The organism is Paenibacillus sp. FSL K6-3182 (assembly GCF_037976325.1).
Lineage (GTDB): Bacteria > Bacillota > Bacilli > Paenibacillales > Paenibacillaceae > Pristimantibacillus.
Window position 1 is genome coordinate 4,895,662 of sequence record NZ_CP150265.1, and the last position, 20,698, is coordinate 4,916,359.

A 20,698-nucleotide genomic window follows, 5' to 3' on the forward strand; every position below is an offset into this window, starting at 1 on the left:
TGCAGAATGCATCACCATTTCAGGAAACGCCATTCTCAGGAATGAAACTATCATGCATGCCCACATTTTGTCAACACAAAATAAGAAAATTAGTTATTTTCTATATAATTCCTTTTTAGGTATTGACATCCTCTGTTTTTAAGCATTATACTCTCGAAGAGATCATTGAGACTGATTATCAATACCATTTAGCTTGGAGGTACTGCAATTGTTATGAGAACTTGTCTCCCCCTATTTGCTGTGCTTCTGTTACTCGTTTTTACAGGATGCGGTATCGGCAAAGGCAGCTCTTCAGAAATGAGCGATGGAAGTCTGATTGTAAAAGACTTTGCAGGACGCCAAATTTCTTTTAAGGAACCTCCCGCCAACATTGTTGCACTGGGCAGCGGCGAAGCTGATATTGTAGCAGCTTTAGGAGGAAATCTAGTCGGCCGGCCAACAACATCCGTTCAGCCCGTTAATCGGGCAGTCCTCGAAACTGAACAAATCGGGAATGCTCACGAGGTTGATTTGGAAAAAATAGCATTGCTTCGCCCTGATGTCGTGCTTGGCAATTATCCATTGAATGAAAAGGATATTCCCGTTCTTCAAGGAATCGGTGTACAGCTCCTGTTGACGGGTGCCAACTCCATCGAAGACATTAAACGCCAGATTGAGCTGATAGGCCAGCTTCTTCACAAAGAAGAGCAGGCACAAGCAATTATCGCCAACATTGTTGATAAGATTGCTGTTTATAAACCTACCGATGAAGCCAACAAGCCGCGAGCGCTGCTTGTATATGGAGCACCAGGTACATTCATGGCAGCACTCCCTAATTCCTTGAGCGGCAACATACTCGAAACCGCTGGCGGAGTAAATATCGCTTCGGATTATCCGAGGCTGCAAAGCTTCCCGCAATACGCGCAGCTAAACGCAGAACGTGTTGTTGAAGCAGACCCCGACATCATTTTTTTCATGACGCATGGCAATCCGGAGGAAATCAAGAACAGCTTCATTCGTGAAATGGAGACTAATTCTGCATGGAGCAGCATATCCGCCGTCAAGCAGCAGCGTATTGAAGTGCTGCCGCAGGACCTGTTCGGTACTAACCCTGGAACTCGTGTGATCGAAGCACTTGAGCTTATGGACCGCTTGCTGAAAGAAGTGCCTAACTGAAAGGATGCTAAATAAGGATTATGAATAAAGAAACACGTACAAAAAGACGTAAGCTGGCCTTCATCATCACACCCATATTTCTGCTTTTAAGCGTTCTTATCGGGTTAATATCTGGATCAATCACGATTCCACTGCACGAGATATGGAGCATTCTTATCACAGGCGATTCATCAGCTCACTCCGTAATATTGCTTGATCTTAGGCTCCCTAGAGTATTAATTGGTTTGTTGACAGGCGCATGCCTTGCTGCATCAGGAGCAATTCTGCAAAGTGTCATGCGCAATCCGCTTGCCGATCCCGGCATTATTGGCGTTTCGGCAGGCGGCGGTCTCGCTGCTGTCATCACGATGGTGATGCTGCCGCAATTCAGCTTTTTATTGCCAGCTGCTGCTTTTGTTGGCGCCCTCTCTGCAAGTCTAATTATTTATTTTCTTTCATGGGATAAAGGTGCATCACCTATAAAGATCGTATTAGCCGGTGTTGCAGTAAACGCCCTCGTGGGGGCCATTATGAATGGCGTGATGGTCGTTTACAGCGACCGTGTTCAAGCTGTGCTTCCTTGGCTTTCCGGCGGATTAAATGGACGAAGCTGGCATCATTTCAGCTTTATGCTGCCTTACGCGCTCGTTGGCCTCCTTCTTACGATACCAGCGATCAAATCAGCCAATCTGCTGCTGCTCAGCGACGATTCTGCTCGCTTGCTGGGACAAAAAGTGGAGTTGCAGCGGCTTCTGCTTATTCTCTTATCTGCTCTGCTTGCAGGAATTGCAGTAAGCGCCGCAGGCCTTGTCGGCTTCGTTGGGCTGGTTGTGCCCCATATGGTCCGCCTTTTAATTGGAGACGATTACCGTTATTTGCTGCCAGTATCTATAATAAACGGTGCTGCTCTGGTCGTCATTGCCGATGCCGCGGCTCGTTCCTTATTCAACCCTGTTGAGCTGCCGGTTGGCATCTTATTAGCTTGCATCGGCGCACCGTTCTTTTTGTATTTGCTGAGGAGGAGTAACTGTCGATGAAGGCGATTCAAACCCATTCGTTAACGCTTGAAGCAGGTATGTTCAAGCTGTCCGATGTTAATATGGTTATCCCTAAAGGTAAAATAACTGCGATAGTCGGGCCAAACGGCTCAGGCAAATCAACGATGCTTAGATTAATCTCGGGTCTGCTGACTCCAGATAGCGGCAGCATTCTCATTAATGAGAAGAGTACGAGCGATTATAAAAGATCCGAATATGCCAAAAGTCTTTCCATGCTGACGCAAGCCAAAGATATGCTTCCTTCACTGACCGTTCGCGAGCTGGTCGCTTATGGGCGTGCTCCCTACCAAAAAAGCTTCCGTCAGCGGCTAACTACGGAGGATGAACGTATCATTGACTGGGCATTGCGGGCAATGCGCATTCGGAGGCACGAAGACCGAATGTTTCACACCCTCTCCGGAGGCGAGCAGCAGAAGGCGCGAATCGCCATGACTTTAGCGCAGCAGACCGAAATTCTTTTACTTGATGAGCCAACTACCTATCTGGACATGTGTCATCAGCTCGAGGTGCTGGAGACACTCGCCAAAATAAATCGGGAATATGGAACGACGATCGTTATGGTTCTGCACGATCTGCAGCAGGCAGCCGCTTATTGCCATTATATGATTGCCATGAAAGAAGGGGAGCTTGCTGACGCTGGAGAACCACGAACTATCATTACGCCTCGTTTCATGCGCTCCGTATTTGATTTGGATGCGAGAATCAGCTTTGCTGAACGTTATCCCATTATCATTCCTATACCCAAAACCAATGAGGAGGAAGAAACGATGATCATTGTGACGAATGTATCGCAATTTACGAAGGGCGAAGGAGAAAAGCTTGTTGAACGTTTTGATCGGGTAGGCAAAGTCGAGGAAATGGAAGGGTTTCTTGGGCTTGAGGTGCTTCTCACGCAAAACCTAAAGGACTATGACGAGGTTTCCATCGTTACAAGGTGGCAATCGAGAGATGATTTTAACAACTGGACAAAAAGCGAGGCGTTCCGTGAATCTCATTCCCACCGCAAAACGCCGGAATACATTCTATCTAACAAAATTATGTTTCAGGAAGTCAAAGTCAAGCGTACTCCGCTCCCTGCCGCGGAACGCAGTGATGAACGGCTTGCCCAATAAACTCCTTCTTAATAAACAAGCAAGACAGCCATTCCTCCTCTAAACAAGGCGGCTGCTGTCTTGCTTTTGTCTGTTCATTATAACGAGCTTATCCGGCTACTAAGTGAATGCTAGGCTTTTACAAAGATACTAGCGTTCCGCCTTCATTTGCAGAGCGCAGCTCTGCTTCAATAATTTCAAGCGTGCCTACCGCGCTCTCAGGTGCACAAATCGAAACTGGCTGCCCCGCATGAATGGATTCAATAAAATATTTGATTTCACGATAATAACCCATATCCTCAGACAATTCAGCAATAAAGCCTGGCGCATCATTTGGATTAACTTTCACTTGCCCATTTTCAAAAATGAGATTTCCGCCTTCAAAATTAACGCGATACGTCATAGCGAAGCCAAAGTCGCCTTCCAGCGTCCAATCTGCCTGAGCATTCAGCACCTTGCCATCTGGATAAATATAATGAGTAGACACGACATCATAGCCGCTGCCTGGAATGACATTGCGTGCAATCGTTGATACCTTCTCTGGCTTGCCGAATAACCAGTGAACCATGTCTGCATCATGAATGTGCATGTCCAGTAAACAGCCTCCGCTTTTGCTGCCATCCAGAAACCAACCCTTTGGCGCGGCAGAACCTCTGAAGAAATAACCGCCCGTAACAGCTCCATAACGGCCATCCTCTACGCAAGCCTTTAAGTATTCATAAGCTGGCCAGAAGCGCAGACATTGGCCGATCATCAACGTTTTTCCTGTGCGCTCTGCTGCATGTGCCATGCGCCAGCCATCCTCTGAGCTTCCTGCCACAGGTTTCTCGCATAATACATGCAACCCTCTCTCAAGCATCGAGCAGGTTAAATCAGCATGCAGATTAGTAGGCAGCGTAATATCGACGATATCTAGTTCCTCGTTCTCTAGCATTGCAGCAATATTATCGTACAAACGGTAAGGCGCAAGATCGTAGACGTCCTGCTCTGTCGCGATGTTTCCTGACGCTTTTCCTTCCTTCAACTCCTCGATCAGCAAATCGCAAATCGCTACGAGCTGCACAGGAGCTCCTTCCTTAGCAAGACGGACATAATTGTCAAAGTGCATCCGACCCATAAATCCAAAACCGATTAAACCAACCTTTAACATATTAAAAACCTCCTAATAGTTTTTGAGTAGATGAATTCTAACGTCCTAATATGGCATCCATCGCTTTTGAAGTGTTGAAAATGATTTGTTCGGAATGATGATTGTATGGCGGAATCATTTCTCCAGTTACATAATTGTCATAGCCAATTGCATGAAGCGCCTGCATGACAGCTGGGTAATCAACATCACCTGCTAATAGATCAACAAAACCATGCAATCCGCCTGCTTGACGGCGGTAATCCTTGAAGTGCACTTTCTTGATGCGATGACCCAAAATTCGAATCCATTGCTCAGGATAACCATTATGAAGCGCATTGCCGACGTCGAAATACGAACCTACAAAACTCGAGTTATGCGCATCAATGAAGGAACGCATCTCAAGGGGCGATAATAAGAACTTGTTCCAAACATTCTCAATGCCAATCGAGACCCCCGCGCTCTCAGCAAACGGAACAAGCTTCCCGATCGCTTCCAGCGCCCGGTCATATGCATATTCGTAGTCAGCAACTTCACTTCCTGGTATAAAGTCAACGCCTACAGCGCCTGGAATGACCAAAATGGTATCCACGCCAAGAGCCGCTGCAAGCTCCAGCTGTTTCTTGCACACATCGATTGCTTTCTCGCGTGTAGCCGCGTTTTCACTCGTCATTGGATAGGACCAGTACAAGCCTGTTGCTAAACCTGCAATTTCCAGTTCATTTTGCTGCAGTTCGTTTTTGATTTCTTGAATCTCTTTGTCGGAAGCTGCTAGGCTAAGCTCACCCGTCTCGTTCAATGACAGCTCAATTCCGTCAAAACCTGCTTTTTTTGCTGTACGAATGTTTTCTGCAATGGTTGAATCACCTTTGAAAGACCAAATATTAATCCCTTTTTTCATGTTAAACCCTCCTACATTTATGTTTTAAATAAATAACAGCCTGCCAAATTTACGGGGAAGATGAAAGTTTATCGCTTTGGTAGCCTGCCAAGCCTGGAATTCACGGTTGCCGTGTTTATCCTCATCAATTCGGTAAAAATTCACTCTCCAGCTTAATCCTTGCTCGAGAGGCTTCTTGAAATTCTCAACCGGAATATGCACAAAATAAATCCGTTCAGCATCGCCACTCGTTTCAACAGTCGTCTGGATACCCTCAAACCTCCATGCTAAGTCCGTCGAAGTGATCTCAGCTTCACCATCATTCGCAATCAGAGCATCAAAAACAACATTGTTCGGACTAACTTCTAGCTCTAGATAACGATGCCCAGTTCCATCCTCATCGATAAACAGCTCAACGACATCCTGCTCATAAAGCGGCTCATCGCGTATGGTGAAATCAGATACAACATGTGAATCCTTGCATAAATAGCGAATATGCAAATAGTTCTGGCTCCAGCACGCTCTTACTTCCGTACGCTCCTTAGGCTGCATGGCAGTGACCGTATCAACCAGTTCAATCGCATCGAAGCTATCCCAATGGATAGCGCCAAAACCGGCGTCTTCGATGCTGATCGGCACTTGCCTGCAAAGATAGGTTTTACTCTCTTGAAACGCAGGAACCTCCATTTGTTCAAACTCCTTTTTAGATAAATACGTTATATTGAATATGCTGCAACAACATGTGATAATACGTTTATAATAAACGATTATTCTTAAAATTTATTTAGCTAGAATAGCGATTTTTTGGACAATTCCGTTCTCTTTTTTATTTTCTTAATGAAAGGAGCCTACCGCTTGGAAAAGTCTGAATCTCCCTTTCCACGCATTCGTTCAACTCCATTTCGTGAGTGGTCGCCCAGCGTCCACTACGCGCAGTTCCAGCGCTTGCCAACGGGTGCTCTGCCAAGACGTAGATTGTATGATTACGAGCTCCTGTACGTGTACCATGGCGAAGCAGCGACGACCATGCATGGGCAGCGCTATAAGATTGAAGCTGGTCAGCTTATCTTTTTGCCCTCTGGCGTCTATCACCAAAATGAAGTCGTTTCCAGCCCAAACGCTCGATTTCTCGGCATTCATTTTGATTTTTTTGATGAGCTCGATATTCAGACAGAGGCTGACATGGTTGTGAACGAAGCTGCTGTTTTGCCGCATAAATTCATTTATGAGCCTTATGTAGAAGGGTTAGCTCCCTTATCTGACCATCCAGTCTATAAGCCGCCTCTTGTATGTGTACAATTAATGGAGCAGCTTGTTCATGAATTCACAATGCGTCCTATTGGGTATGAGCTGGTTTGCAAAGGTCTAATGCTACATATATTGGCCCATTTGCTGCGTTTGCCCTCATCTCGATCCGCTGGACAATCCTCACTTCACGGCGGCAGGATTGCCGAGTTAATGGAGGAAATAGAGGCATCACCTGCTGCCAATTGGACAAACACAACGATCGCAGCAAAGCTGAATTTGAGCATCGACCATACCGCGAAGCTGTTTAAGCAAATTGCCGGCATGCCTCCTAGCGAATATGTTCAATCGATACGTCACCGTGAAGCTAGAAGGCTTCTTCGGGAATCCGAGCTTTCAATCGAAAACGTCGGCAGCATCGTCGGCTATTCCGATATCCACTACTTCAGCCGGATATTCCGCCGTCATGAAGGAATATCTCCGCGAGAATATCGGAAATTGTCCAAAATATTATAAAAAAAGAGCTCTATATAATGAAAGCCGAATACCTACAGTGGTGTTCGGCTTTTAACTTTTCTTCATGTTTGGACAAACTAAAAAACACTTCTTTGCTTTGTCCATTGAGTACAACTCGTGTATCTATTACGATAATACATATCGATAATGATTATCATTATCTCATAACATCTATTGGGGGAGAATTAAAATGTATCAAGGAACAAAATCAGCCGCTCTTTTGGCTACATTCGCACTAATGGGAACCCTATTGCTAGCCTGTGGCAGCAATTCAGCAAATTCGGGCAATACAGCGAGTCCAGCTGCAGAAGTAACAAAAGCACCTGCAGCAACGGAACAAGCAGCCGATACCACCCGCTCCTTCACCGACTGGTCGAAGCATGAGGTAGAAGTGCCTGTTACTCCGCAGCGTGTTATCTTTCACGGTGAAACTACAGGTGATTTGCTTGCGCTAGGCGTTAAGCCGATCGGCGTCATACAGGATATGATTAAAGGGACGGTTTTTGAGCAGCAGCTGACTGGTGTCGAGGACGTAGGTTTTCCGCTAAGCGTCGAGAAATCATTAACACTGCAGCCTGATCTTATTATTTTCTCGAATTCGGACGAGCAGCAGTATGAGGTTATTTCAAAGGTTGCTCCAACGGTAACGTTCAACTCCTTCGCCACGCTGGAGAACAGAATGCGTACGCTAGGGGATTTGTTAAATAAGAAGCAAGAAGCTGAGGATTGGCTTGCAGAGCACGCGGTCAAAACCGCAGATATGTGGAAACAAATTCACGATAACGGTATTAAAGAAAGTGAAACGGCAGCCGTATTTACAATGTACCCTGGCAACCGCCTCTTTATTATGGCTGGTACTGGGCTGCCGCAATTCTTATACGAGAAAGGCGGTTTAAAGCCAACGCCAATCATCCAGGATCTTATTGATAAAGAACAAGGTTTCGCAGAAATATCTTCTGAGCTGCTGCCAGAATATGCGGCTGACCGCATCTTCATTCTGAATCCAGTCGCTCCTGAGGCGCAGCAATCAACGAACGAGCTTATGAAAAGCGATTTATGGCTCAAGCTCCCTGCCGTGAAAAATGGACAAGTGTACAATTTTGATTTGCTCAAAGCTTCCAGCGACGCACTTTCTAGAGAATGGTTGTTAGAAGAGCTCCCAAAAGCACTTATTAAAAAATAAATGCTGCTTAACGTCAGTTGAAATAGAAGAAGCTCTTCAACTACGGTTGATAAGCTTCTTCTATTTGTTTATAATGGGATTAATTGATAACGATTCTCAATACTGAAATGAGGCTACAGCCATGTCTAACTTAACGCATCCGACTTTACCTCTGCGCTCCTTAAGCTTCCATTTTGTAGATATGAAGCTGTACAGCCATACAGAGGGCGAAGTATTAGCGGAGAAAGTGACTTCCTGCTATACGATGCTTATATCGAGGAGCGGCAGAGGCAGACTGTTTATGGGTAATGAAAGTTCCCTTTTCTCGTCATACAGTTCTTTCCTTCTATCCCCGAACACCGCATATCAATTTGAAAATATAGGCGACGGCAAATTGGAATATTACCTCATCTCTTTCCAAATCCTTCATTTGCTGAACCAAGGTCCTGTGCTTTATACGGAGCAGCTATTTCCGAACCGTCAGGAGCTGCGCGTTTATCCGCTCGCACAATGGATGGATTTGCTGAGCCAGCTTTATACCGGAATTACGGACTGCGATAACATTGAAGCGCATCGTCAGCAAACGCATTTTCAGAAGCTTATCGGATTTGTTCTTGAACATAATCTGCAATTCGACTCGATGAGCAGCTCCACGCAAACGGTTGAACAAACCATTCAATATATGCAAAATCATTTTCAGAACCGAATAACGGTCAAGCAGCTCGTCGATATGGCCAACGTACCTGCTTGGCAGTTCACTTCAATATTCAAGGAGCTGACTGGCAAGAAACCACTTGATTATTTGAATGAGCTTCGTATCAGTCGGTCCAAGGATTGGCTAATCCATACCGACAATACTTTGCGCGATATCGCAGATCGTGTCGGCTTTACTGATGAGTATTATTTCAGCCGCCGCTTCCGTCTTATAACCGGCTTTTCTCCAAGGCAATATGCCCTTTCGATGCGCCAAAATATACTCGTTAAGGATTGGGATGGTCACGAGGTCAGCATTCCCGCTCAGCCCAATCGCATCTTTTATTGTGGAGAAAGCATCGGAGATATGAATACGCTTGGCATACAGCTTGTAGGAAGCCATATGATTAGCAAAGGCGAGCCTTTTCATTCGGAACAGGCTTCTGCACTAGCGCCTGACTTAATTATATTCGACCATTCTGATGAAAGCCTGTACGCACAAATGTCAGAGCTTGCCCCTACGCTTACCTATAATTCACGCGGGTCACTTGATGAGAGACTGCTCATGCTTGGAGAGTGGCTTGGCAAAAAAAAAGAAGCCCAGCAATGGCTTCTTCATTATAATAGCAGTACGTTATTGATGTGGCAGCAGCTTCAGGCGTGCATTCGGCCTAACGAAACAGCTTCTGTCTTTATCTATCACCGGGGAAAACGTTTATTTGTAATGGGCAATATCGGTTTATCCTCTATACTGTACCATCCAGACGGTTTCCGGCCTACAGGGAAAGTTCAAGACATTCTGAAGTCTGGCAGACCCTATAAGGAAATTACAGAAAAAACGATCCAACAATACGCAGGCGACCGCGTATTCATGATGCTGCCCGAAAATGAGGAGTCCAAAGCAGCCATGGAGAAATTAGTGAATAGCCCAATCTGGAGAAACCTTCCTGCTGTCAAAAATGGCTTCAGTTACGTGCTCGACGAACGCGACTGGAATCAGGAGGATGCTTCAGCAAGGGATAAGCTGCTATTGCTTCTCCCCGAGCTGCTGAACCAAACCTCATAACTCCCCCTTATGCGCCGAATTGAGCCTGGTGAAGCCTGCTGTAAGCACCACGCGCGTCGAGCAATTCATCATGATTGCCTTGCTCGGCAATCCCTTGCTCAGCTACAACTACGATGCGGTCAGCATTTTTGATCGTAGCAAGACGATGAGCGATAACAAGCGTCGTTCTGCCGCGGGACAGCTCAGCAAGCGCTAGCTGAATCGCCGCTTCCGTCTCGGTATCCAGCGCGGATGTCGCCTCATCCAAAATAAGGATCGGCGGGTTCTTCAGAAACATTCGTGCAATGGAGAGCCTCTGCTTCTGTCCTCCCGACAGCTTAACCCCTCTCTCGCCGATCATTGTATTCAATCCCTCAGGCTGCGACAAGATGAGCTCCTCCAGCTGCGCCTGACGAGCGGCTTGCATAATTTCTTCCTCCGATGCTCCGAGCTTGCCGTAAGCAATATTTTCTCGAATCGATCCATCAAAGAGGAACACATCCTGCTGCACAATCCCAATGTTGGAGCGCAGTGATTCAAGCGTCATATCCCGCAAATCAATGTTGTCGATCGTAATCGAGCCTTCTTCGACATCGTAGAAACGCGGAAGCAAGCTGCATAACGTTGTTTTCCCTGCTCCCGATGGACCTACTAGAGCTACCGTCTCACCTGCGCGGATCGATAGGCTGAGACCTTGCAGCACCTTGTCTTTATTCTCATAACCAAACGTCACTTTGTTAAACCGAATATCACCCTTGAGATGGCTTACCACTTGTGCATTCGGCGCATCGGCAATATCAGGTTCCGTTTCGAGCAATTCCAAATAACGTTTGAATCCGGCTATTCCTTTTGGATACGTCTCAATGACAGAGTTAATCTGTTTAATCGGACCTAAAAATACGTTCGAGAGCATAACAAATGCGATAAACTCACCATAGCTCATATCGCCTTGAATAACGAACCAAGTTCCGCACACGAGTACAAACAAAGAAATGAGCTTCATTAGAATAAAGCTGATTGACGAGTTCCATGCCATCACGCGATATGCAATGAGCTTCGTCAAACGGAAACGACCGTTATTTTCAGCAAAACGCGCCATTTCATGCTTTTCGTTCGCAAACGCTTGAACGACACGAATGCCGCTCACGTTATTTTCAACGCGTGCATTGTAGTCAGCGATATCAGAAAACATCCGATTAAAGGCTGCTGACATTTTACGGCTGAAGTACAGCGACAAATAAATCATAAGCGGAATAATAATAAAGGTCATTAACGCAAGCTGATAGTTAATGCTCAGCATAATACCGAATGCACCAGTCAGCGTCATTAAAGCAATAAACAAATCCTCCGGCCCATGATGGGCGATCTCTCCAATATCCATCAAGTCATTTGTCATCCGGGATACCAGATGTCCTGTCTTGTTATTGTCGAAGAAACGGAAGCTCAGCTTCTGTACACGGTCAAACAGCTGCTTGCGCATATCGGACTCGATGTTAATTCCGAGCTTGTGCCCCCAATAGGTAACGACATAATGCAGAGCAGAGCTGAACACATAAATAGCTAAAAGTCCGATACAAGCATACAAAATCCATTTCCAGTTGCCGCTCGGCAGTAGATCATCCACAACCCGGTTGACGGCAAGTGGAAAAGCAAGCTCAAGCAATGCAGCCAAAATGGCACATGAAAAATCTAAAATAAACAGCTTCTTGTAGGGCTTGTAATAAGCAAAAAAACGACGTAGCATATCCAGCTTCCTTCCTAATCTATTTTTATCACACAATCAATGATAACCATTATCATTTGCAGCTAATCTATCGTAGAACAAAAGGGTAAGGGGAGGCAATGGACAAATGTGATCATTTTTTTGTACAAAATGAAGCAGGCATCATCCAAACAGATGTCATGATTTTGTAGATGCCATGTCCTTTTCTCACCATTTCATGCCTAATACAGCTGTGCTAAAGTAGAATCACTACAATGAAATGAGGGATATTGAAATGACTAGAACGATCCGAATCGGAATTATTGGAAGCGGCGGCATTGCAAGAGCGCATGCTTCAGCTTATAAAAAAATGCCTCTTCACGTGGAGATCGTGGCAGTGGCAGACAGCATAGCAGGAAAAGCACAAGCTTTTATTGATCAAGAGGAACTTGTAAACGCCGTTGCTTTTGATGATCATAAGAAATTATTGGAGCTTGACCTAGACGGCGTCAGCATTTGCACACCAAACTTTGCACATTCTGAAACTTCAATAAACGCTTTGAATGCAGGCAAGCACGTGCTCGTAGAGAAGCCGATGTCTGTCACACTCCAGCAGTCCATCGATATGGTCGAAGCCGCTGAACGCAGTGGGAAAATTTTGACGGTAGGCTTCCAGCCGAGATACGATCCCAATATGTCGTTGATTCAAGAAATTGTTCAATCGGGAAAACTTGGTAACGTTTACTTTGTTGAAACAGGCGGCGGAAGACGGCGCGGTATGCCTGGCGGCACTTTTATTTCCAAAGAGCTTGCAGGTGCTGGCGCAATGGCTGATATCGGCTGCTATTCGCTTGATATGGCGCTTAATGCGCTCGGCTATCCTAAGCCGCTTACTGTATCGGCTTATACATCAAATCATTTTGGAACAAACCCGAAATACCATCGTGAAGCGGCCAACTTTGAAGTTGAGGATTTTGGCGTGGCGATGATCCGTCTTGAGGGCGACATTGTTCTCAATTACAAAATCAGCTGGGCTATGCACATGGATTCATTAGGTGCAACAATGTTCCTTGGAACTGACGGCGGTCTTAAAGTCACTCCAGCAGGCACTGGCCCTTGGAGCGGTGTTTGGGATGGTAGCGTAGGCAGCATGACGCTTTATCATGATGTCGTTGATCAGCATATCCATTCGACTATTCCTGTTATCCAACATGGGCTAAATTTGTTTGATGAGAAAGTAAGAGACTTTGTTGCAGCGATCGCAGAAAATCGTCCAGCTCCTATTCCTGGAGCAGAAATTTTGTACAACCAAGCGATTATCGACGGTGTGCTCCGTTCAGCTGCAAGCAAGCGTGAAGTTACAATAGAGCTGCCTTAAGCTCATTACAAAAAATGGCGGTGCAAGATTACTCTTGCCCGCCATTTTTGTATTCTTTTCTAAGCTTTCATCCGCAAACAGAAATAAGAAGCAATCATTTCGGCGGGTATCCTTCCATACATTAATCTATAACCTGTAAGAAGGAAGGAGCCTGCAATGTACGGCAATCAAATCTACTATACCGCTATTCCCATTCCCTGCAAAAGCGTGTCCACGATTGAAGTTTTGGGCGAAGGGATCGTTACAGCTGCTCCAGATACAGCTTTGGTCATCCTTGGTGCTGTTACCGAAGGCAAGGAGCTGCAAGCGATACAAGCTGAAAATGCACAAATTACAGCAGATATCATACAATCCCTTCTCGATCTAAGCATTCCGCGCGAACATATCCAAACGAATGATTATCGAATCGAAATGATGTATGAATTCCCGGACGGGAAGCAAGTCTTTCAAGGCTACAAAGTAACTCATCTCCTGCAAATCACCATCGATCAAATTGCACTCACTGGAACTGTAGTAGATACCGCCGTTTCTCACGGTGCCAATACAGTCACTTCCATTCAGTTCTCGGTTTCCGATAGAAAACAGTTGGAAAATGAGGCCTTGTCGCTTGCTGTCCAGAACGCCCGTCTGAAAGCTGCTGCTATCGCAAATGCATTAGGAACATCCATTTCTGCAGTTCCCAGCAAAGTTCAGGAAGTCTCCAGCTCATCTGAACCCTTCCCTATCCAGAGAACCTTCCAATCCGATGTTATGGTCACACCAATCGAGCCTGGACAACTGAAGATTTTTGCAGCTGTTCGTGTATGGTTCGCGCAAATCACATAAAAAAAGAAGCCGCTCCATCCCGGAGCGGCTTCAACCCATTCTAATTATACAGATGAAATAATGCCGCGGTTACTATTTTTTGCGAAGTTGATAATGGACTCATATTGCGTTTTAGCAATGCGACGGTCAGACATGGGAAGCTGAGGATTTTTGACTATCTCGGCTAGTTTCTTAAGCTCATGCATTTCCTCAGTTGTCACTTTGACCGTTATTTTCCCCACACGCTCCACCCTCCTTCGATATTTTTGTGAAAAATCGATTAGTCAAGCTAAAACGCCTTCGGCGTCCTTTAGACGCTGAAGTAGCTTTGACGGTGAAATATAAGATAAGTATGAGAAAATGATATACTTTCTTATATTTAAGCAAAAGGTTTATCAGCTATGGTCATTATACGCAAAACTTAAGTAAACTTGCATGTTATTTCGGTGGCGTTTGCGGATTTGAATCATCTATTTCTTCAGGAAATAAATCAGCAAACTCTTTGTTCTGCTTGCTCTTCAGGTAAGATAAGCCTGCGTAGCCTGCCAGCAATGAACTGCTCACGACTGCAAAGTTGTCCGATGTATTTGCCATAGCCAGCGCTGTTTTTGCTAATATGCCCGTTCCGATTGCGATCAGCAAATCGCCGAGAAAGCCGAGATCAAAAAAAATCTTTTTTTTCGCATTGCTGTGATCTCTGAAGCCGATGACAAAAATAGCAAAGTAATAACAGCGCTGAATCCACTTTACTAACCAATTTGAAGAAAGGGATAATCCTTCTTCATCATATTCTATGACGAGTTTCGGCATTTCGATAATCCCATTTTTCACAAAATGTCCGATGAGGCCGCCTACTAAGCTCATGGAGATTGATAAGCCAAACACCTGAATAAAAGCTTGAAAGCTTGAAATAACCATCGCCGCATGACCACCTTTCAACAACACTCGTTTGGCAGCACTTTTTGGCACTACTCTCACTTTATGTTGCTGATGCATGGTTCACGACTATTATTTTTTGGTTCCATCCTCAAAAAGCTCTAACAGCATGTTTGGAATAGAGCCGCTTTGATTGTTCATAATCAGCCGAAGCATCTCATCGCCCAGATCATCCTCACGCTCTTCTTTAATGGCTGCGATCTCATTATGCAGCCGCTCCATCTTCTGATCCAGCGCGGATGCGGAATCTGCTGCTTCTTTTAGTTCATTCAGTAAGCGAGGAGGTATTGCCTGTTTATATTTATAATAGATTTTGTGCTCCAGGCTCGCCCAGAAATCCATCGCTATCGTTCGAATTTGAACTTCTACACACACATTTTCCACTCGATCCGATATGAACACCGGCACCTCAATGAGCAAATGCAAGCTTTGGTAGCCGTTTGGCTTCGGATTTTTTATATAGTCTTTAACCTCCAATAAGGTCAAATCACTCTGATTGCTTAACATGTCGCTAATCCGGTAAATATCAGAAATAAAAGAGCAGGTTATTCGCAGGCCTGCTATATCTTTAATGTGATTCCGAATGCCGTTAAAAGAAAGCTCGCTTTGCTTCCGATATAGCTTTTCAACAATGCTCTTAGGCGACTTTAGGCGCGAGCTTGTATGCTCAATCGGATTGTATTCATGCAATAAATGAAATTCTTCCTTTAATATTTCGACTTTTGTCTCAAGCTCTTGAATTGCAAATTTGTACATCATTAGAAAACGAGTGATTTGCTGCTTCATGTCTTTCATTTTTTGCATTTGATCCATAACCATACTTCCGTATTCCCCTTCCAATTCTTGCTGCTGAAATGTTTCGATTAGATCCCGCTAATCATCAAGCGATGTAAATATTCGTCTCAAATGCTCCAAATCCTCTTGCGAGATCCTCTCACTCATATATCGGATAATAGCATCATCATTTTCATTAAAAGCCTTCACAAATTGTTTTCCCTCATCTGTAATTTCCAGATAAACGACTCGTCTATCATCCTCGCTGCGATTTCTGCGAATAAGCCCTCTTTCCACGAGCTTGTCCCCGATGAGCGTAACCCCGCCCGCGGTAACCAAAAGTAATTCAGCTAGATCCGTCGACTTCATGGGACTTTGTTTATCCAAATGTTGAAGCATTCTTGTTTGATTAATGGAGAAGCTGCAATCTATTCCTTTATACCATTCGGTTTTTAATTTTTTGTAAACAACCTTTAATTGCGGAAACAGTTCTTTCCATTCCTCATAGTTGTTCATGTTCCACCTCATTTCTGTTGTTTTGTTGACTTCCTGTCATCATAATAACTATAATTACTTAGGTAACCTAATTACTTTATAAAATAAGTTCACCGAGGTGAATCCAATGTCCGCAGATAAATATGAGAATGTAACAGACTTAATCGATGTTTTCCAAAAGTTCGCTAAAGCCGACTGGCGGAAAAAAACGATGTGGGGCGGTCTTAAAGCGAGCGAAGTTCGTATGCTCGTTTGTGTGAAAAAAAGCAATGATAAAGGTTCAACAGGGACGACGGTTACAGAAATCAGTAAGTTGCTGCAAGTCACCTCTCCAACCGTTACACAGATGATTAATAGCTTAATTGCATCTGGCCATGTGGTTCGTACATCCGATAACACAGATCGAAGAATTACCGAAATAACATTAACGGACTCTGGCGAAGAAATTGCTCAAAAAGCAATAGACCGTTTTATCTCCATGTTCAAAGGCATGATTGATCATTTAGGCAAGGAGCAAAGTGATCAGCTTGTCGTCATGTTAAACCAAGTATTCGACTATTTGGACTCAGCCAAAACGAATGAAGACTTTTAATAAACAAAGGGATTTCGCTTCCTGCAAGCTGCAGGAAGCGAAATCCCTCCTATAGGAGCCGCTCTTATTAATTATTAAGAGCAGGCTCTTTTTTCAACTTTTCAGATGGCTCTACGTTAACTGCTTCTTTCTTGTCAGAAGAGCGAAGCGGAATTTCTTTCAAGAAGAACACGAGTACAAATGCGACGATCAGCAAGGACATACCGAACAAGAATACAACCGTCAAGGAGTCGCTCAGTACCGAGCGAACCATCTCGATGATGTGTGTAAACAAAGGCTGAATTTGTTCCGGCAGCGTCGCATGAAGCTCTTTAAGCTTCGGTTGATCGAGCAGCATTTGCGGGTTAAGGAAACTAGACAGTTTCTCAGCTGTAGCCGCATCTACTTGACTTAAATCAGGTCCTTGACCTGCTGCGACAGCATCCTTCAGCTTACTGGTCAAAGTGGAGTTCATAACCGTACCCATAACTGCAATACCAATCGTACCGCCCAGGTTACGGAACAACGTAGCTGTAGCTGTAGCAACACCAAGCTGTGAAGGCTCTACTGCATTTTGAACGGTAAGTGTAAATACTGGCATCGAGATACCAAGTCCAATACCAAATACGATCATTGCAGCAACCGCAACGCCAACGTTAGTCATGAATGCCATCATAAGCATTCCCGCGACCATGAATGGCATACCGATAAGGGCGAATCGTTTGTATTTCCCTGATTTGGAAATCCAACGACCAGACATTGCACTTAGGAAAATCATGGCGATCGACATCGGCATATTTACAAAGCCCGAGTTCGTTGGTGAAATACCAAGCACGCCCTGCACGAAGAATGGCAGGTACATCATCGCGCCCATCATGCCGGCATTCATAAGGAAACCGACGGAGTTGGAGATCGTTACAATGCTGTTTTTAAACATCGACAAAGGCAATACAGGGCTTTTGGCTTGACGTTCTACAAGAATCAATAGAACTAACAACACTGCTGCAGAGGCGAACATGCCAATAATTTGTGGCGAGCCCCAGTCATATTTTGTACCTGCCCATGAGAAGCCGAGCAGCAGTGCAATAAGCATCAGTGAAAGCAATAATGAACCCCAATAGTCAATGGATTCCGTTGTTTTACGCGCTGTTTTGGGAAACATGGACCAAATCATGCCAAATGCAATAATGCCAAGCGGTAGGAAAATCCAGAAAATCCACTTCCAAGCGATATGATCGACCATAAAGCCGCCTAATGTTGGTCCAATTACACTTGAGAAGCCGAATATGGCCATCATTAATCCAGTCCATTTCGCCCGTTCTCTAGGTGCGAACAAATCACCAACCGCCGTAACGGTTGCTGACATAAGAATACCGCCGCCTATACCTTGAATACCACGATAAGTGATAAGCTGGAATACCGTAGTTGAAGTGCCGCATAAGAAGGCTCCGATTATAAATAACACGATACCGACTAACAAAAACGGCTTCCTTCCGTAAATATCCGAAAGCTTTCCTACAAGTACAGTAGCAATCGTTGATGTGAGCATATAGATGGTAATAACCCATGTGTAATACTCGATGCCACCCAAGATGGCAATAATGCGCGGCATAGCCGTACTTACGATTGTCTGATTGATAGCTGCGAAAAACATAGCTGCCATCAGTGCAATCATGATTGTTAACTTTTTCTTCTGACTCAATTGCTCCATATGCTCTGCACTCCTAAACATTTTTATTTATTATGGCCTATTGGCCGCCAAACTACTTCGCGAAATAGTTAGGTTGCCTACCTATTAGACAATGATACAATAACTTTAGTACTAAAACAACTGCCAATTCATTGTCGTGCTGGATACACTAAAAAAAGATTAAATCGATTAAAGACGCAAAAAAAAACAGGTCAAGAAATGCTTGACCTGTTTTCCTGTCATCTATATTAATCGCCTAACGGGAACCAGCCTGGCGTATGAACAATTGCTTGCCAGAGCGGGGTAGGAACGACCAATCGATCTTGATCATCCTTGCTGAGCGTTGTTTTTATTTCCGATTCGCGGCCTTCTTGCACCTTCTCGACCCAATCCGGTTCAACAATAATTTCACGGCCAATCGCAACAAGTGGAATGCCGATATCCAATGCCTTTACAGCATCTTCTGGGGTATGAATGGAGCCCACGCCAATAATCGGTATGGAGTGACCTACACGATCTTTTATCCATTGCATACGCGTTTTCGTTTCTTCAGCACCTCGTTTAGGCAATGACCAGAAATCCATTAACGATACATGAAGATAATCAAGTTCTTTATTGGTTAGCTCATCTAGAAGCCTAAATGTATCCGACATGGTAATACCAGGCGTAGTCGCCTCCTCAGGGGAGAAGCGGTAACCGACTAGAAAAGGTTTTTTCGCATAGGCAGCAACAACTCGCTTCACTTCATCAACGACGGCTAATGGGAAACGCAATCTGTTCTCTATATTGCCTCCCCAACGGTCATCACGTACATTGGAATGCGGAGAGAAAAATTGTTGGACAAGATAACCGTTTGCACCATGAATTTCAACACCATCGAACCCCGCCTCAATCGCTCTTCTAGTCGTTTCTCCAAAGTCGCGAATAATCGATTCAATTTCCTCATCTAATAATGCTCTAGGTGTAACCCCAGCGTTCTGCTCCGAAGCTACAGCGCTCGCACTTACCACATCACCATTTGGCACGAGGTTAATTGGACATTCTCTGCCGCCATGAAAAATTTGAAGCACCGCTTTAGCGCCCTTTTCTTTAATCGTTGCTGCCAAGCGCTGTAGACTCGGAATCATGTCATCGCTGTCGCTTGCAAATTCGCCGTGAAATCCTTTTCCGTTTGGTGAAACGTAAACACAAGCTGTAATGACTAGGCCTACTCCACCTGATCTGCGGCTATAATAGCTGAGCTCCGTCTCCGATACCGTTCCGTCTTCGTTTGCTGAGAAATTCGTCATTGGCGCCATAACAATCCGGTTTTTTAATTCAATACCGTTTTTAAAGGTCATTTGTTCAAACAATGGCAAATAAGTTGATTTCATTTATTTCATCTCTCCCGTTATCCTCTGTTTATTTAACTAACTGTAACTTTTTCGTATACTGTAATATTATTTCATACAGTTAGAGATGTCAAGCAGCAATAAAAAAGCATCCAAAACCATAAGGCTTAGGCATGCTTTTTCTACTCTTCCCCATTAGTCTTGCTTATATAAATACTCGACTTCACTTCTATTGATGTATAGATTCCAAAATTGATCCGCAATTTCATCTGGATCATAGAAGCTTCCTTTGGCAACAAAACCAGCAATTGTTACGGTGCCGACATAAATGCCATGCGGTTGTAGTTCTTGTGAGAGTGAGAAAGCAAGAGAGCGAATGCCCGCTTTACCGATCGACAATGACGACAATTCAGCAGCAGGTGCCAGCGCTAATCCGCCGCCAGTAAACAGTATTGCCCCTTTCTTATGCTCAATCATATTAGGGATGACTTGATTCGCGCTCGTTAACGCTCCAACAACATTTACTTTAAACTCCTCGAGCAGCTGCGTTTCGGTTAATTTTGTTGGTGTAGCCTTAGATATGACAGCCGCATTATAAACTAGAACATCAGGGGAACCATAAAGCTGCTTAATTTGTTCAAATGCAGAAGTTAATGATGATGAATCCACTGCATCAGCCTTAATGCTGTAGGCTTCAATCTTGATATCATTAAGCTCCTTCGTATAGGTTTCCAGAGCATCGGCGTTCCTCGCTGCAAGCACAACGCGAAATCCTTCGTTACCGAATTTCCTTGCAACACCCGTACTTACACCTGGTCCAGCCCCGACAATTACGACTAAAGGTTTGCTCATCTCGCTCTCTCCTTCTAATTAAATAATATATTTTCCAGTTTATTACACTTGTAGGTAGAGTCAAATTTTATCATTTTTCGCATCATTCATCTAATTCAAATATTTTATATCCTTATTATGAAATCACTCTGTTTCAAAACAAACAGCCCCCCAAAATCAACTACAATGCAGCACTAACTGCATTTAATTGAATATAGAGAGCTTCGTTTATTTTA

General features: G+C 44.5%; 20 protein-coding genes. 9 read left to right on the forward strand and 11 right to left on the reverse strand.

All coding sequences use genetic code 11. The features are described from left to right. The first annotated feature begins 213 nt into the window (after positions 1–213). The 3 genes from MHH56_RS21740 to isdG are packed head-to-tail and all read left to right on the forward strand — an operon-like array spanning position 214 to position 3,304. Positions 214–1,155: an ABC transporter substrate-binding protein gene (locus MHH56_RS21740; protein WP_339203767.1), complete on the forward strand. Its 942-nt coding sequence runs from the start codon at positions 214–216 to the stop codon at positions 1,153–1,155. Between the two features lie 20 nt (positions 1,156–1,175). Then, on the forward strand, positions 1,176–2,171 hold the full coding sequence (locus MHH56_RS21745) for an iron ABC transporter permease (RefSeq protein WP_339203768.1): 996 nt from the start codon (positions 1,176–1,178) through the stop codon (positions 2,169–2,171). Beyond that, positions 2,168–3,304 carry a heme oxygenase gene (gene isdG, locus MHH56_RS21750; protein WP_339203769.1) on the forward strand — a complete coding sequence of 379 codons (1,137 nt, stop codon included), beginning with the start codon at positions 2,168–2,170 and terminating at the stop codon, positions 3,302–3,304. Before MHH56_RS21745 ends, isdG begins: the two co-directional genes overlap by 4 nt. Positions 3,305–3,422: 118 nt before the next feature. Here isdG and MHH56_RS21755 read toward each other — a convergent pair whose 3' ends face one another. Genes MHH56_RS21755 through MHH56_RS21765 form a run of 3 tightly spaced genes read right to left on the reverse strand, consistent with a single transcriptional unit; the run spans position 3,423 to position 5,976 of the window. Next, positions 3,423–4,433 carry a Gfo/Idh/MocA family oxidoreductase gene (locus tag MHH56_RS21755; protein WP_339203770.1) on the reverse strand — a complete coding sequence of 337 codons (1,011 nt, stop codon included), beginning with the start codon at positions 4,431–4,433 and terminating at the stop codon, positions 3,423–3,425. Positions 4,434–4,470: 37 nt separating this feature from the next. Further along, entirely contained in the window at positions 4,471–5,310 is an 840-nt protein-coding gene (locus MHH56_RS21760) for a sugar phosphate isomerase/epimerase family protein (RefSeq protein WP_339203771.1), read from the reverse strand. Between the two features lie 24 nt (positions 5,311–5,334). Beyond that, on the reverse strand, positions 5,335–5,976 hold the full coding sequence (locus tag MHH56_RS21765; RefSeq protein ID WP_076270892.1) for a carbohydrate-binding family 9-like protein: 642 nt from the start codon (positions 5,974–5,976) through the stop codon (positions 5,335–5,337). A gap of 168 nt (positions 5,977–6,144) precedes the next feature. Between MHH56_RS21765 and MHH56_RS21770 the strand changes: the two genes are divergently transcribed. From MHH56_RS21770 to MHH56_RS21780, 3 genes are all read left to right on the forward strand, one after another. Then, positions 6,145–7,050 (forward strand): AraC family transcriptional regulator, encoded by a 906-nt coding sequence (locus tag MHH56_RS21770; RefSeq protein WP_339203772.1) that lies wholly within the window; start codon positions 6,145–6,147, stop codon positions 7,048–7,050. A gap of 190 nt (positions 7,051–7,240) precedes the next feature. Further along, positions 7,241–8,233 carry an ABC transporter substrate-binding protein gene (locus MHH56_RS21775; protein WP_339203773.1) on the forward strand — a complete coding sequence of 331 codons (993 nt, stop codon included), beginning with the start codon at positions 7,241–7,243 and terminating at the stop codon, positions 8,231–8,233. A gap of 121 nt (positions 8,234–8,354) precedes the next feature. Further along, complete coding sequence (locus MHH56_RS21780; protein WP_339203774.1) at positions 8,355–9,971, forward strand: AraC family transcriptional regulator; 1,617 nt, start codon at positions 8,355–8,357, stop codon at positions 9,969–9,971. A gap of 7 nt (positions 9,972–9,978) precedes the next feature. On the opposite strand, the gene MHH56_RS21785 is transcribed toward MHH56_RS21780, so the two are convergent. Then, a complete protein-coding gene (locus MHH56_RS21785; RefSeq protein WP_339203775.1) occupies positions 9,979–11,694 on the reverse strand; it encodes an ABC transporter ATP-binding protein in 1,716 nt (571 codons plus the stop codon). Between the two features lie 253 nt (positions 11,695–11,947). On the opposite strand from MHH56_RS21785, the gene MHH56_RS21790 reads away from it, so the two are divergent. Both MHH56_RS21790 and MHH56_RS21795 read left to right on the forward strand, forming a co-directional pair. Next, a complete protein-coding gene (locus tag MHH56_RS21790) occupies positions 11,948–13,030 on the forward strand; it encodes a Gfo/Idh/MocA family oxidoreductase (protein ID WP_076270896.1) in 1,083 nt (360 codons plus the stop codon). A gap of 156 nt (positions 13,031–13,186) precedes the next feature. Next, positions 13,187–13,855: an SIMPL domain-containing protein gene (locus MHH56_RS21795; RefSeq protein ID WP_339203776.1), complete on the forward strand. Its 669-nt coding sequence runs from the start codon at positions 13,187–13,189 to the stop codon at positions 13,853–13,855. 44 nt (positions 13,856–13,899) lie between these two features. On the opposite strand, the gene MHH56_RS21800 is transcribed toward MHH56_RS21795, so the two are convergent. From MHH56_RS21800 to MHH56_RS21815, 4 genes are all read right to left on the reverse strand, one after another. After that, on the reverse strand, positions 13,900–14,076 hold the full coding sequence (locus MHH56_RS21800) for a hypothetical protein (RefSeq protein ID WP_161807520.1): 177 nt from the start codon (positions 14,074–14,076) through the stop codon (positions 13,900–13,902). A 196-nt stretch (positions 14,077–14,272) separates the two neighbouring features. Continuing rightward, positions 14,273–14,830: a hypothetical protein gene (locus MHH56_RS21805; protein ID WP_339203777.1), complete on the reverse strand. Its 558-nt coding sequence runs from the start codon at positions 14,828–14,830 to the stop codon at positions 14,273–14,275. A 12-nt stretch (positions 14,831–14,842) separates the two neighbouring features. Next, on the reverse strand, positions 14,843–15,589 hold the full coding sequence (locus MHH56_RS21810) for a GTP pyrophosphokinase family protein (RefSeq protein WP_076270899.1): 747 nt from the start codon (positions 15,587–15,589) through the stop codon (positions 14,843–14,845). Positions 15,590–15,643: 54 nt separating this feature from the next. Continuing rightward, entirely contained in the window at positions 15,644–16,060 is a 417-nt protein-coding gene (locus MHH56_RS21815; protein WP_076270900.1) for a MarR family transcriptional regulator, read from the reverse strand. Between the two features lie 106 nt (positions 16,061–16,166). On the opposite strand from MHH56_RS21815, the gene MHH56_RS21820 reads away from it, so the two are divergent. After that, positions 16,167–16,631: a MarR family transcriptional regulator gene (locus MHH56_RS21820; RefSeq protein ID WP_339203779.1), complete on the forward strand. Its 465-nt coding sequence runs from the start codon at positions 16,167–16,169 to the stop codon at positions 16,629–16,631. Positions 16,632–16,698: 67 nt separating this feature from the next. On the opposite strand, the gene MHH56_RS21825 is transcribed toward MHH56_RS21820, so the two are convergent. From MHH56_RS21825 to MHH56_RS21835, 3 genes are all read right to left on the reverse strand, one after another. Next, the gene (locus MHH56_RS21825) at positions 16,699–18,321 is read right to left on the reverse strand and encodes an MDR family MFS transporter (RefSeq protein WP_339203780.1); all 1,623 of its coding nucleotides are present in this window, start codon (positions 18,319–18,321) and stop codon (positions 16,699–16,701) included. A gap of 227 nt (positions 18,322–18,548) precedes the next feature. Continuing rightward, on the reverse strand, positions 18,549–19,673 hold the full coding sequence (locus MHH56_RS21830; protein WP_339203781.1) for an NADH-dependent flavin oxidoreductase: 1,125 nt from the start codon (positions 19,671–19,673) through the stop codon (positions 18,549–18,551). 153 nt (positions 19,674–19,826) lie between these two features. Then, entirely contained in the window at positions 19,827–20,483 is a 657-nt protein-coding gene (locus MHH56_RS21835) for an SDR family NAD(P)-dependent oxidoreductase (RefSeq protein WP_339203782.1), read from the reverse strand. Positions 20,484–20,698: the final 215 nt, after the last annotated feature.